This is a genomic window from Aeromicrobium fastidiosum, from assembly GCF_017876595.1.
GTDB classification, from domain to species: Bacteria; Actinomycetota; Actinomycetes; order Propionibacteriales; family Nocardioidaceae; genus Aeromicrobium; species Aeromicrobium fastidiosum.
This window is the reverse complement of the sequence record NZ_JAGIOG010000001.1, coordinates 1586228-1598930: the sequence shown is the minus strand read 5'-3', so window position 1 is coordinate 1598930 and position 12703 is coordinate 1586228. Positions and strand designations below refer to the sequence as shown.

Below are 12703 nucleotides of genomic sequence, written 5' to 3'. Positions count from 1 at the left end.
GGGGACAGCCAGAGGAGCACCGTGCCGGACGATTCCGAGGTCGACCTCGACATCCGCCCATGGCCCCCTGCCTTCTCCGGGGCATTCGTCGACGACGCCCGCGCCACCCTGACGGCCGCGCGCGTCCTCGTGGCCGTCGGGCCCCCAGGGGGTGCCCGCGACGAGCTCGCGGCCGCCGTCGCGGGGCTCGTCCGACGCCCCTCCCCCACGCGGCACGTCGCCCGGCAGGGTGAGGACGTCCTCCCCTACTTCGCGCTCGGGCAGCTGTTCACCGATCTCCGCCCGTCGGCAGGGGCCGGTGCCGACGTGGTCGCTGAGCTCGTGCGCGACACGATCGACGAGTCCGACGAGCCGCCGCTGCTGGTGCTGGTCGACGCCGAGCTGGCCGATCCCGAGAGCGTCGATGTGCTCGTGGACCTCGCGGGCTCGGGGCACCTGCTGCTCGTCGCCACCATCGCACCCGGGGCGGAGGCAGCACGTGATCGGCTGCTCGCGACCGGCGGTGCTGTCGTCGAGGTGCCACCCCTCGACGGCCCGCAGATCGCCGACCTCCTCCGCACCCGGTTCGGCGCCGAGCCGCATCCGTCCCTGACCGAGCAGGTGCTGCAGCGCACGGGCGGCGCCCACGGCTTCGTGCACCGCCTGGTCGACGCGTGCGTCGTGGCCGGCACGATCGTGGTCGACGACGGGATGCTCGTCGTCGGCCCACCGCTGCCGGGCTCACCGGCCGGCGGACCGGGCGCGACGCTGGTCCCCCCAGCCGACGGCCCCGACTCCACGCCCACCGACGGCGGAGTAAGCCTCGCCGACCTGGTCGACGTGACGGCCCTGCTGGGCCAGCTCGATGCCGACGAGGCGCGCACCCTGTTCGGTGCCAGGGTCGTCGAGATCGCGTCGACGGCGGGCGTGCTGTCGTTGGCCGACGACACGATCGGCTTCACGTTCCCGGTCGAGGCTCCGCGCACCATGGACCTCGACCGGCAGGGAGAGCTGTTCGACCGGTACGCCGACGCTCTCCCACGGACGACGGCCCGGGCCGGTGTCGCGCCGCGGGCCGCCGACTGGTGGCGCGCGACCGGCCATCTGCTGCCGGTCGACCTGGCCGCACGGGCTGCACGGGGCGCCAACCTGCAGGGCCGCTACCGCCGGGCCCTCGTGTACTCCGACCCGGGCAACAACGTCGAGCACGCGCCGATCGTGCCGGTCGAGCGTGGCTTCGCTTTCATCGAGCTCGGTCGCACGGACGAGTTCCTCGCGCTGTACGACGGCATCGAACCGGCCCACCTCGGCGAGGACGAGTTGTTCTCCTACCTCCTGGGCGTGGCGCTGCTCGACGACGACGAGCGCGACCGGCTCACCCAGCGCGCCCTGCACTCCGACGATCCCGCCACCCGTCGACGCCGCGAGGCCGTGCGGACGTTGAGCGACCTGGCGCGCGCGACGTTCGTCACCGCCGGCGAGAAGGTCGCCAGCCGGCTGAGGGCCCTGGCGTTCTCCGGGCAGCTGTCGCCCGGCAACCGCGCCATGGCATTCGCCACGCTGTCGGCGGCGATGCGCCACTCGGCTCGTCCAGCGCAGGCACTGCAGGCGTCGACGTTCGCGCTCGAGATCCTCAGCGATGCCGGCGACGCGATGAGCGCGCACCACCTGGCCACGACCCACGAGCTGCACGTCCGCGCGTTGATGACCGCGCTCGACCTGCCGGGGGCCGAGGACGCCGTGCGGGCCTACTCTGCCGCGGGTCTCCGCACCGGCGGCAGCGGACGACTCGAGACGGTGCTGCTGGCCCTCGTGCGGATGCAGCACGGCGAGGTGCGCGACGCCCTCGACAACGCCCTGAAGTTCCTCGACGAGCTGGGCACCCACGACCCCCACATGCTGCGCGGCTGGATCGAGGCCGTGGCCGCCGAGTGCCTCGTCCACCTCGACCGTGCCTCCGAGGCGATGTCGATGCTCGACACGGCTGCCCGGCATCCGTCGGCCCTGCCCCAGGTCGACCTCGAGCGCCGCATCACGATGGCCGCGGTCCGCGATGCGCTCGCCGAGCCCGAGGAGGCCCTCGAGATCCTCGACGGCGTCATCGACGAGACGATCGACCGCGGGTTGCGGCTGACCCGCATCGAGGCCGCTGCCGCAGGAGTGCTGGTCGGCGGACCACCTCAGGTCGAGCGTCTGATCGAGGCCGTCGACGACCTCGTCGACCCGACGGGCGTCCCGAAGGTCTGGCAGTCGTTCGCGTGGGCTGTCCGTGAGTACGACATCGCGTCGATCGTGGATCTCGCGGACGACCTGGAGGCGAAGGAGGCCCGGCTCATGGCCGCAGGCGTCGCTCAGTTCGTGCTCGACATGGCCCGACGGGCGACCGACCTCACGCCCGAGACCCGCACCCGGCTGTCCGCCCTCGCCGACCTCTCAGCGCCGCGTCTGCCCTGAGCGCCTATTCCCTGAGCCCCTGATCGCTGCTCAGATCGCTCCGGCGACGGTGCCGACGACGGCGAACAGGGCGACGACGACCGAGACGGGCACGAGCCACAGGGTCGCGACCGAGATCGTGATCGTGGTGCCGATCTTCGGGGGCCCGAAGTAGCGGGCACGGGGCAGGTCGCCGATCTCCTCGATCCAGTGCACCGGCATCTGCGTTCCTCGCCAGATGCCCCGGAGCCGTCCCAGCACGCGCCAGCCGCCGGCACCGGCCACCTGCGTCAGCATGCCGCGCGCCTCGTCGACCTTGCCCGTCATCGAGAGCATGACGGCCAGCTCGGTGGCGAGACGCTGGGGATCGTCGACCGCCCGGATGATGCGGTGACGACGTGCCCAGAACAGGCCGTCGACCACGGCGAGCACGGCACCTGCTGCCAGCACCACGACACCGACGGAGCCGTCGGCGACCAGTCCCAGCACGACCGTGGCCGCGATGAACGGGATCGGCAGGGACGCCACGACGGCGGTGGGGACGCGCAGCACCCGCACCGCGAGGACGATGACCTGGGCGGCCCGACCGGCGACCTCGGTCGCCCGGCCGTCGGCGCGCGTGGCGAAGTCGCTGACGGCGGCGTTGGCCTGCGCGCCCAGGCGGTCGGAACGACGGAATCTCACGCCATCAGGCTACCGACCCCCGTGGTGCGCACCGTGGCCATGACGGCACGATGGGCACGTGGCCATCGTCCTGTCGCTCGTGTCAGCCCTCGCGTACGGCGTCTCGGACTTCCTGGGCGGCATCTTCTCGAAGCGGGTCTCTCCGTGGCAGGTCGCCGTGGTGGGACAGACATCGTCGGGCGTGCTGAGCCTCGTGGCGGCCCTCGTCGTGAGCGGCTCCCCGACCGGGCACGACCTGGCGTTCGGCGCGCTGGCCGGGCTCGGCGGCGGTTTCGGCGCGGCCTTCCTCTACCGCGGCCTGTCGACCGCGCGGATGGGGGTCGTCGCGCCGTTGTCGGCGATCGGGACGGCCCTGATCCCGGTGGTCGTGGGTGTCGTCACCGGTGACCGTCCGTCGACGACGGTCGTGGTCGGGATCGTGCTGGCCTTTCCCGCGATCGCCCTGATCTCCCGGGTTGCCGATGCCGAACCGGGCCATCGCGGCGGCGTCGTCGACGGGACGCTGGCGGGCGTGGGCTTCGGGCTGCTGTTCGTGTTCCTCGGCCAGATCGGCGACGACGCCGGGCTCATGCCGCTCGCGATGTCACAGCTGACGTCGATCGTGAGCGTCGTCGTGACCGCGATGGTGCTGCGACAGGCGTGGATGCCGCGCAGCCGCGCGGACTGGTCGGCCGTCGTGATGGGACCGCTCGGTGCGACGGCCCAGGGCGCCTTCCTCTACGCCTCGCAGCACGGCCTGCTGTCGGTCGTGTCGGTCATCAGCTCGCTCTACCCCGCGAGCACCGTCGTGCTGGCGGCGGTCGTGCTGCGCGAGAAGATCCTGCGCTGGCAGGCCGTAGGGCTGCTGACCGCAGCAGCCGCAGTGGCTCTGGTCGCCGCGGGTTGATACCCGACCATGGGCCCTAGCGAGCTCTGCGAGCGACGGGCAGCCGCCCCGGCGAAGCCGGCAGCGGTGAGGGACGAACCGCTGGAGCCGCGAAGCGGCGCGGCCTACTTCAGGAACTTGCTCGTCGTCCGGTCCTTGAGCGGCTTGCCCCCGGTCTGGCAGGTCGGGCAGTACTGCAGCGCCGACTGGGCGTAGGTCACCTCGAGCACCGTGTCGCCGCAGACGGGGCAGGTCTCGCCGGCCCGGCCGTGCACGCGCATGCGGGTGCGCTTGTCGTCCTTGAGCTCGTCGGCGGGCTTGCCGCGGGCCTCATCGACCGCCTCGCGCAGGACGTCCTGGAGGGCCGCCTCGAGCCGCTCGACCTGGTCGTCGTCGAGGCTCTCGGCGATCGCGAAGGGCGACAGCTTCGCGGCGTGGAGGATCTCGTCGCTGTACGCGTTGCCCACGCCGGCGATGATCTTCTGGTCGCGCAGCAGCCGCTTGACCTGCATGCGACGTGCCAGCAGCGGACGCAGCTCGAACCCGTCGGCGAGGGGGTCGGGGCCGAGCGCCGCGATGCCGGCCACCTCGGCCGGGTCGCGGACGATGTACATCGCCAGGCCCTTGCGGGTGCCGGCCTCCGTCACGTCGAAGCCCACGGTCGGGCCGTCCCCCCGATCGAGCCGCACCCGGGCGGCGATGTTGCTGGCCCCCAGCTTGAGCCTGGTGTCGGGGAGCTTGTCGGACCACCGCAGCCAGCCGGCCTTGGCCAGGTGGACGATGACGTGGATGCCGCTGACGTCGATGTCGATGAACTTGCCGTGGCGGCTCACCCCCGACACCTCGAGACCCTGCAGGGCCGACGCGGGCGGGTCGAACGTCTTCAGGACCGCGAACGACGCGAGCTCGACCGATGCGACGACGGCACCGGCCATCCGCTCGTCGAGCAGCTCGACCAGTGCGTTGACCTCGGGAAGCTCGGGCATGGGTCCATCATCCCCCGTCGGCGGCCCGGACTCCATCGTCGTGCTGACGGAAGAAGACCTCCATCGCCGGCCACGTGGTGCGCCGCGCCGCGCGTCCGGTCAGGACGCCGAGGTGCCCGCCAGGTGCCCGCACGAGCCGGCTCTGGGGCGACCCCGTGACGAGGTCGAGCAGGTGGCGCACCGCCGCTTCGGGTGCCAGCGTGTCGCCCGTGCCGGCGACGACCAGCACGGGGACGTCGATCTTCGCCAGCTCGACGGGGCGTCCGGCGAGCTCCATCGTGCCGGACGCGAACTCGTTGGACCGCATCACGACGTGGTACAGCTGCCCGAAGGTGCGCCCCGGGTAGGCGTACATCGACGCCATGAAGCGGTCGACCCCCTCGAGCTGGGCGAGGAAGTCGCGGTCGTCGGCATGCGCGATCATCGCGAGCGGCTTGGTGAGGTACTTGTCGAGGCTCGACACCTGGAACCCCAGGCGCGTCAGAGGGGCCGGGACCCCGCCCATCGCCCGGTAGGCAGGACCGACGAGAGGCCCGGCGATGCGGTCGATCGGACGCGCGAGGGCGAGCAGCGGCACCTGGCGCAGGTCGAACGGGCTGGCCACGGCCGTGACCGACGCGAGCGGCAACTCGGGGTGCGCCGCGGCGGTGAACGCCGTGAAGATGCCGCCCAGGCTCCAGCCCATGACGTGCACCCTGTCGACGCCCGGCTGCGCGGCGACGATCTCGACGGCTGCCGGCACGACGCTGTCGACCCAGTGCTCGATGCCGAGACCGCGGTGCGCGAAGTTGACCGGCCCGTAGTCGACCAGGTAGACCGGCCGCCCCTGGTGCACGAGGTACTCCACGACACTGCACCCACGCCGCAGGTCGAAGGCCAGCGCGGGCGCGGCCAGCGGCGGGACCAGCAGGACGGGGCGCCCCTGCGGCTCGATGCCGGCGACGGGCAGGTAGCGGTAGAGCGTGAACGACGCACGCTCCTCGACGACCTCGCGGGGCATGCCGCGCAGGTCGGCGATGGGCTTGCGCCGCAGCTTGTCGGACAGGTTGGTGCGGGCCGACCCGAGCGTGCGGGGGAGCCCGATCTTGGGGGGTGCCACCCCGTGATTCTGGCAGAGCGGTCCGACCGGCGCGGAACGAACCGTGTCAGCCCGTGAACGTGAGCCACAGCAGCGACACGTTCAGCGCGATCACGATGGCCGCCACGACGCACGCGGCGACCGTCGTGCCCCGGGCGTTGACGTGCTCGCCCATGACGTCCCGGCTGGCGGTCAGGACCATCAACGGCACCAACGCGAACGGGATGCCGATCGACAGGACGACCTGCGAGACGACCAGCGCCCGGCTCGGCTCGGCACCCAGGGCCAGCACCACCAGCGCGGGGATCAGCGTGACGACCCGGCGCAGCAGCACCGGCAGCCGGATGCCCAGCAGCCCCTGCATCACCTCGGCCCCTGCCGCGCTGCCGACCGACGTCGACGCGAGCCCGGAGCCGAGCAGGGCGACCGCGAACAGCAGCGCCACGCCAGCGCCGAGCTCGGACGTCACGACGCGGTGGACGCCCTCGAGCGTGTCGGTGCCCTCGAGCCCCTGCAGGCTCGTCGCGGCCACGACCAGCAGCGACAGGTTGAGCACGCCGGCCAGGATCAGCGCCAGCACGACGTCGGTGCGCGTCGCCGCCAGCAGCTCGCGGACGCTGCGACCCTCGCCCCGCGCGCCGAGCCTCGACGTCGTCAGGCTGGAGTGCAGGTAGATGACGTGCGGCATGACCGTGGCACCGATGATGCCCGAGGCCAGCAGCACGCTCTCGGCTCCGTCGAACCGCGGCACCAGGCCCTGCGCCAGCGGCGAGACGGCCGGCGGGTCGATGAACAGCCCGGCCATGAACCCGACCGCGATCAGCACGAGGAATCCCATGATGACCCGTTCGAGCGCGCTCTGGCCCCGACGGTCGCCGATGCGCAGGATCACCATCGCGACGGCGGCGGTGATGACGGCCCCCACCATGAGCGGGAGGTCGAACAGCAGGTTGAGCGCGATGGCGCCGCCGACCACCTCGGCCAGGTCGGTCGCGACGGCGATCGCCTCGGCCTGCAGCCAGAAGGCGATGCGCGGCCCGCGCGGGAGTCGCTCCCCCACGTGCGTCGCCAGCGACCGGCCCGTGACCATCCCGAGCTTGGCCGACAGGTACTGCACCAGCACCGCCATGACATTGGCCATCACCACGACCCACACCAGCGTGTAGCCGAACGTCGAGCCGGCCGTCACGTTGGTCGCGACGTTGCCGGGGTCGACGTAGGCGACGGCCGCGATGAACGCGGGACCCAGCAGGCCCAGCCGGGGTCGACGGTCGCGGATGGGCATGGCCATCAGCATCCACCATCGCGGTGCCGGCACCGGGCCGAGGTCGTCGCCCTGAGGACGTTGTCGTACCGTCCCGTCATGGCCATCAAGATTCGCGACAAGATCGTCGAGAAGTCAGCCCCGTACCTGCGCCCCGGCGAGAAGGTCCAGGCGGTGATCCCCGGGCAGACGATGAACGGGTGGTGGGTGTTCCTGATCCTCGTGGGCATCCTCCCCTACTTCGTCGTCCTCATGAGCCTGAACCGATACCGCATCGCCCTCGTGACCGACCAGCGCATCCTGCTGCTCGACGCCGGCAAGTGGACGATGGGCACGCCGAAGAAGGTGCTGGGCGAGCTGCCCCGAGGGATCGTCTTGGGCGAGCCCAGCAGCCTGTGGTGGACCTGCAGGGCGCTCGGCGAGCCGCTCCACGTCCACCGCAGGTTCCACAAGGACGTCATCGCCGCGGACGCAGCGCTGCAGGCCGGGTCCGCGTTGCCGCCTCCCCCGCCGCCCCCGTCCGCCTAGATCACAGCTGGACGACGAACGGCGTCATCCCCAGGTGCGTGACCTGGGGATGACGCCGTCGCAGTCTGCGGGGTCTACGAGGACGAGTAGACGGTGCGCGATCCGCCGGAGCCGCCGTTGCCACTGCCGCTTCCGCCGGTGCGACGACGTCCGCCGCCACCGCCGCGGTTGCCGCCGCTGCCGCCGCCTTGCGGGCGTCCGCCACCGTTGCCGCGGAAGCCGCCGGAGGGGCGGCCCCCACCACGGTTGCCGCCGCCGTTGCCGCCGCCGGACGAACGAGCACCCTGACGGACGCTCGACGCGTGCGGTGCCTCGGTGCCGGCACCCGACAGGGCGTCGACCGTCATGGGCGACGGTGCCGTGCGCGCGTCGTGGTGACGCGCCGTGACGCCGGCCTTGTTCTGCAGCTGGATGACGTCGCGCAGCGCCTCGGGCGTCGTCATCGTGACGACGGCTCCCGACTCGCCGGCGCGGGCCGTGCGGCCCGAGCGGTGCTGGTAGGCCTTGTGCTCGGCGGGGGCGTCGTAGTGCACGACCAGGCCGATGCCGTCGACGTGGATGCCGCGCGCGGCGACGTCCGTCGCGACGATGACGCTGGCGCGACCGCTGCTGAACGCCTCGAGGTTGCGCTCACGGTGACGCTGCGAGAGGTCACCGTGCATGTCGACGGCCTCGATGCCGTTCTGCGTCAGCTGCTTGGCCAGACGCATCGCACCGCGACGCGTGCGGGTGAACACGATGCTGCGCGGGTTGGCGCGCAGCAGGTCGAACGCGGCCTTCGACTTCTCGGTCGCGGCGCTGACGAGCACGTGGTGCTCCATCGTCTCGACCGTGCTCTCGCCGGAGTCGACCTCGTGCAGCACGTGCTGCGGCAGGTGGCGCTTGACGAGCTTGTTGACGTCGCCGTCGAGCGTCGCCGACAGCAGCAGGCGCTGGCTGCGCTCGGGCGTCTTGGTGAGGATCGCGTCGATCGGCTTGTAGAAGCCGAGGTCGCACAGGTGGTCGGCCTCGTCGAGCACCGTGATCTCGATGTCGTCGAGCGTCATGCAGCGACGATCGAGCAGATCGGTCAGACGACCGGGGGTCGCGATGACGACGTCGACGCCGTTCTTGAGCGTGTTGATCTGCTTGTTGATCGGCACGCCGCCGTAGACCGTCGTGAGACGCAGGCCCATCTTCTGGGCGAGCGGCTCCATCGCGGCGCGAACCTGCGTGGCCAGCTCGCGCGTGGGCAGCAGGATCAGCGCGCGGGGGGCGCGGGGACGGCTCGTGCGACCCGCCAGGCGGGCGAGGACCGGCAGGCCGAAGGCCAGGGTCTTGCCGGAGCCGGTGCGTGCGCGGCCGAGGACGTTCTTGCCGGCCAGCGCGTCGGGGATGACGGCCATCTGGACGGGACTCGGGTTGACGATGTCCTGACGCGCAAGCGTCGTGACGATCGACTGGGGAAGGGACAGGGTGGAGAAAGTAGGCAGCGCAGTGCTGCCGTCAGGCTGATTCAAGGAACTCACAGACGTTCGGGACGATGCCCGCTAAACCATTTCACGCGGATTCGCGCTACTTCGTCGGGCCGGAACAGCGCAGAAGTGCGCGTTCACGTGTTCACATACTAGCATCCGGGGCCGCGACGGGACGATTCGTCGCCCTGTGACCCGGGACTCAGGCGAGACGACTCAGGCCAGCAGGTCGGCGTACTCGGGGTGCTTGACCACGAACTGCGCGACGTAGGGGCACTCCGCGACGATCTTCTTGCCCCGGGCGCGGATGTCGTCGAGCGCGCCGGTCACGAGCTGGGTCGCGAGGCCCTGGCCCTCGAACTCGTCGAAGATCTTGGTGTGCGGCATGGTCACGACCTCGCCGTCCTCGAGGGCCTGGGTGAGGCCGGCGAACGCGCCGTCGACGTGGATCTCGTAGCGCTGCTTGTCGACGTTGTGGGAAACGGAGTTGGTCATGACGGGTGCAACGCTCAGAGCAGGGCGGCGATTCCCACGATGCCTGTGGCCAGGCCGAGGGTCAGCGAGACCGCGACGAGCACGAGGTGCACCGTCAGGAACGTCGTGGCCTTGCCGGCCTCGTCGCGGGCCCGCGGGTCCTTGAGCACGCGACGCAGGAACTGGGGCCAGACGACGAAGTTCCAGACTCCGGCGACGATCAGCAGGACGGACACGGCAACGGGAAGATCCATGTCCCCATCCTTTCAGCTTCTCGCGCAGCGGTGCGCCCGCGTCCAAGCAGGGCACCGCGGTGGACGCTGATGCACCGGCCGACGGCGGCGGTCAGGCCTTCGCGAGCAGCGAGCTGACGGCCGAAGTGAAGAAGCCGAGCCCGTCGGTGCCGGGGCCCGTGAGGTCCTCGACGGCGTGCTCGGGGTGCGGCATGAGACCCACGACGTTGCCGCGCTCGTTGGTGATGCCGGCGATGTCGCGCAGCGAGCCGTTGGGGTTGACGCCGACGTAGCGGAAGACGACCTGGCCCTCCCCCTCGATGCGGTCGAGCGTGGCGTCGTCGGCGACGAAGCCGCCCTCGCCGTTCTTGAGGGGGATCGTGATCTGCTGGCCGGCGGCGTAGTCGGACGTCCACGCGGTGGACGCGTTCTCGACCCGCAGCTCCTGGTCGCGGCAGATGAACGTGCGGTGGTCGTTGCGGATCAGCGCGCCCGGCAGCAGGTGCGACTCGCACAGGATCTGGAAGCCGTTGCAGATGCCCAGCACCGGCATGCCGGCCTTGGCGGCCGCGACGACCTCGGTCATGACGGGCGCGAAGCGGGCGATCGCGCCGCACCGCAGGTAGTCGCCGTACGAGAAGCCGCCCGGCAGGATGATCGCGTCGACGCCCTGCAGGTCGTGGTCGCCGTGCCACAGCGCGACCGGCTCACCTCCCGCGAGGCGGACGGCACGTCGTGCGTCGACGTCGTCGAGCGAGCCCGGGAACGTGACGACGCCGACCTTCACGCGTCGGCCCCGTCCACCCGCACGGCATAGTCCTCGATGACGGGGTTGGACAGCAGGGTCTCGGCCAGCTGGTGCACCTCGGCGAGGGTGGCCTCGTCGGCGACGTCGACCTGCAGCTCGAAGCGCTTGCCCTGACGGACGTCGGTGACGGCGTCGAAGCCGAGCCGCGGCAGCGCGCCGTGGACGGCCTTGCCCTGCGGGTCGAGAATCTCCGGCTTGGGCATGACGTCGACGATCACTCGGGGCATGCCTGAATCCTACTGGACCCCACACCCCTCGGTGACGGGTCCCTTCCGGCCCCTCGAGGGGCCACTTACCGCCGCTTGCCCGGGACGGGAAGTGACCCGTCAGCGGGCGGGAAGTGACCCGTCAGCGTCAGGAGAGCTCGCGCTTGAGGATCTTGCCGGTCGACGTCATGGGCAGCTCGTCCATGAACTGGATCATGCGGGGGTACTTGTAGGCGGCGAACTGCTCCTTGCCCCAGGCCACGAGGTCGGCCTCGGTGACGTCGTCATGGTCCTTGTTCTTGACCACGACGGCCTTGATCTCCTCGCCGTGCTGGTCGTTCGGCACGCCGATGACCGCGACCAGCGAGACCGCCGGGTGCGTCATCAGCACCTCCTCGATCTCGCGCGGGTAGACGTTGTAGCCGCCGCGGATGATCATGTCCTTGCTGCGGTCGACGATGTAGTAGAAACCGTCGTCGTCCTTCTTGGCCAGGTCGCCCGAGCGGAACCAGCCGTCGCGGATCGCCTCAGCAGTCGCTTCGGGGCGGTCGTAGTAGCCCTTCATGACGTTGTGGCCCTTGATCGCGATCTCGCCGACCGCGTCGGGGCCGGCCTCGATGTCGCTCCAGTCGTCGTTGATGAGCTTCATCTCGACGCCCGGGATCGGCTTGCCGATCGAGCCCACGCGCGGCTCCTGCCCGTAGACGCTGAACGAGGCGACCGGCGACGTCTCGGACAGGCCGTACCCCTCGAGGATCGTCACGCCGAAGCGGTCCTTGAACTGCTTGTGGATCTCACCGGGCAGCGCCGAGCCGCCTGCGGCCGCGACGCGCAGGTTCGCAGCGAGCGTCGTGACGTCGACACTGTCGTCCAGCGCCGCGAGCAGGCCCCAGTACATCGTGGGGACGCCCGCGAAGTAGCTCACCTCGTTGGCGATCATCAGGTCGAGCGCGGCCTTGGCCTCGAACCGCGGCAGCATCACGACCGTACCGCCGAACGCGAAGGCGCCGTTCTGGATGCACGTCTGCCCGAACGAGTGGAACAGCGGCAACACGCACAGGTACGTGTCGGGGTTGTCGGCGTCGGCGCCGAACAGGTCGGCACCGGCCAGCGCGTTGTCGCGCATGTTGCGGTGCCGCAGCTCGGCACCCTTGGGCTGGCCCGTCGTGCCGGACGTGTAGAGGATCACCGCGGTGTCGTCGTCGTCGACCTCGACCGTCGTGAACGTCGTCGGCTGCTCGGCCACCAGCGGCGCGAAGTACTCCGGCGGGCTGATCGGGGCGGGCCACTTGGCGTCCATGCGGATCAGGAAGAACTCGCTGCACGTGTCGGTGGCCTCGAAGCCCTCCCATGCGTTCTCGCCGATCGGCAGATCGGGCGTGCCCTCGAACGCGAAGTACGCCTTGGCGTCCGAATCGGCCAGGTGGTAGGCCACCTCGCGCGGCTTGAGCAGGACGTTGAGCGGCACGACGGTGCCACCGGCCTTGAGGATGCCGTAGTAGACGATCGTGAAGTAGGGCAGGTTCGGGCACGACAGCGCCACCTTGTCACCGGGCTGGATGCCTCGGGAGACCAGCAGGTTGGCGACCTGGTTGGCCGCCCCGTCGACCTGCGCGTACGTCAGGCGCGTGTCGCCGAACACGATCGCCGTGCGATCGGCGTACTTCTCGACGGAATTCTCCAGCAGGGCGGCAAGATTGGCCACGTTCGC

The 12703-nt window shown here is 70.9% G+C and carries 13 protein-coding genes; 3 read left to right on the top strand and 10 right to left on the bottom strand.

Features of this window, described 5'->3' with window-relative positions:
* Positions 1–21 precede the first annotated feature (21 nt).
* A complete protein-coding gene (locus tag JOF40_RS07905) occupies positions 22–2433 on the top strand; it encodes a hypothetical protein (RefSeq protein WP_129181722.1) in 2412 nt (803 codons plus the stop codon).
* A gap of 30 nt (positions 2434–2463) precedes the next feature.
* Here JOF40_RS07905 and JOF40_RS07900 read toward each other — a convergent pair whose 3' ends face one another.
* Positions 2464–3096, bottom strand: coding sequence for a hypothetical protein (locus JOF40_RS07900; RefSeq protein WP_129181719.1), 633 nt, complete (start codon positions 3094–3096; stop codon positions 2464–2466).
* A 58-nt stretch (positions 3097–3154) separates the two neighbouring features.
* Here JOF40_RS07900 and JOF40_RS07895 point away from each other — a divergent pair, with 58 nt between their 5' ends.
* Positions 3155–3982 (top strand): EamA family transporter, encoded by an 828-nt coding sequence (locus JOF40_RS07895; RefSeq protein ID WP_129181716.1) that lies wholly within the window; start codon positions 3155–3157, stop codon positions 3980–3982.
* 104 nt (positions 3983–4086) lie between these two features.
* On the opposite strand, the gene JOF40_RS07890 is transcribed toward JOF40_RS07895, so the two are convergent.
* Genes JOF40_RS07890 through JOF40_RS07880 form a run of 3 tightly spaced genes read right to left on the bottom strand, consistent with a single transcriptional unit; the run spans position 4087 to position 7310 of the window.
* Positions 4087–4947, bottom strand: a complete 861-nt coding sequence (locus JOF40_RS07890; protein ID WP_129181713.1) for an Fpg/Nei family DNA glycosylase — start codon at positions 4945–4947, stop codon at positions 4087–4089.
* A 7-nt stretch (positions 4948–4954) separates the two neighbouring features.
* On the bottom strand, positions 4955–6046 hold the full coding sequence (locus JOF40_RS07885; RefSeq protein ID WP_129181711.1) for an alpha/beta fold hydrolase: 1092 nt from the start codon (positions 6044–6046) through the stop codon (positions 4955–4957).
* Between the two features lie 46 nt (positions 6047–6092).
* Entirely contained in the window at positions 6093–7310 is a 1218-nt protein-coding gene (locus JOF40_RS07880; protein ID WP_209674774.1) for an Nramp family divalent metal transporter, read from the bottom strand.
* 78 nt (positions 7311–7388) lie between these two features.
* Between JOF40_RS07880 and JOF40_RS07875 the strand changes: the two genes are divergently transcribed.
* Positions 7389–7817: a hypothetical protein gene (locus JOF40_RS07875; protein WP_209674453.1), complete on the top strand. Its 429-nt coding sequence runs from the start codon at positions 7389–7391 to the stop codon at positions 7815–7817.
* 74 nt (positions 7818–7891) lie between these two features.
* On the opposite strand, the gene JOF40_RS07870 is transcribed toward JOF40_RS07875, so the two are convergent.
* The 6 genes from JOF40_RS07870 to JOF40_RS07845 all read right to left on the bottom strand — a co-directional run bounded on the left by JOF40_RS07870 (position 7892) and on the right by JOF40_RS07845 (position 12697).
* Positions 7892–9316, bottom strand: coding sequence for a DEAD/DEAH box helicase (locus tag JOF40_RS07870; RefSeq protein ID WP_209674451.1), 1425 nt, complete (start codon positions 9314–9316; stop codon positions 7892–7894).
* Between the two features lie 171 nt (positions 9317–9487).
* Positions 9488–9766: a GNAT family N-acetyltransferase gene (locus JOF40_RS07865; RefSeq protein WP_129181708.1), complete on the bottom strand. Its 279-nt coding sequence runs from the start codon at positions 9764–9766 to the stop codon at positions 9488–9490.
* 14 nt (positions 9767–9780) lie between these two features.
* Positions 9781–9999, bottom strand: a complete 219-nt coding sequence (locus JOF40_RS07860; RefSeq protein WP_129181705.1) for an SCO4848 family membrane protein — start codon at positions 9997–9999, stop codon at positions 9781–9783.
* A gap of 91 nt (positions 10000–10090) precedes the next feature.
* The gene (purQ, locus tag JOF40_RS07855) at positions 10091–10765 is read right to left on the bottom strand and encodes a phosphoribosylformylglycinamidine synthase subunit PurQ (protein WP_129181702.1); all 675 of its coding nucleotides are present in this window, start codon (positions 10763–10765) and stop codon (positions 10091–10093) included.
* The gene (purS, locus tag JOF40_RS07850) at positions 10762–11013 is read right to left on the bottom strand and encodes a phosphoribosylformylglycinamidine synthase subunit PurS (protein ID WP_129181699.1); all 252 of its coding nucleotides are present in this window, start codon (positions 11011–11013) and stop codon (positions 10762–10764) included. Before purS ends, purQ begins: the two co-directional genes overlap by 4 nt.
* A gap of 127 nt (positions 11014–11140) precedes the next feature.
* Entirely contained in the window at positions 11141–12697 is a 1557-nt protein-coding gene (locus JOF40_RS07845) for a long-chain-fatty-acid--CoA ligase (protein ID WP_129181696.1), read from the bottom strand.
* Positions 12698–12703 lie beyond the last annotated feature (6 nt).

Bases quoted from the DNA above. Each gene is read 5' to 3' on its own strand.
- JOF40_RS07890 (WP_129181713.1), bottom strand. From the start codon at position 4,947: ATGCCCGAGCTTCCCGAGGTCAACGCACTGGTCGAGCTGCTCGACGAG.
- JOF40_RS07880 (WP_209674774.1), bottom strand. From the start codon at position 7,310: ATGCCCATCCGCGACCGTCGACCCCGGCTGGGCCTGCTGGGTCCCGCG.
- JOF40_RS07865 (WP_129181708.1), bottom strand. From the start codon at position 9,766: ATGACCAACTCCGTTTCCCACAACGTCGACAAGCAGCGCTACGAGATC.
- JOF40_RS07860 (WP_129181705.1), bottom strand. From the start codon at position 9,999: ATGGATCTTCCCGTTGCCGTGTCCGTCCTGCTGATCGTCGCCGGAGTC.
- purS (WP_129181699.1), bottom strand. From the start codon at position 11,013: ATGCCCCGAGTGATCGTCGACGTCATGCCCAAGCCGGAGATTCTCGAC.
- JOF40_RS07875 (WP_209674453.1), top strand. From the start codon at position 7,389: ATGGCCATCAAGATTCGCGACAAGATCGTCGAGAAGTCAGCCCCGTAC.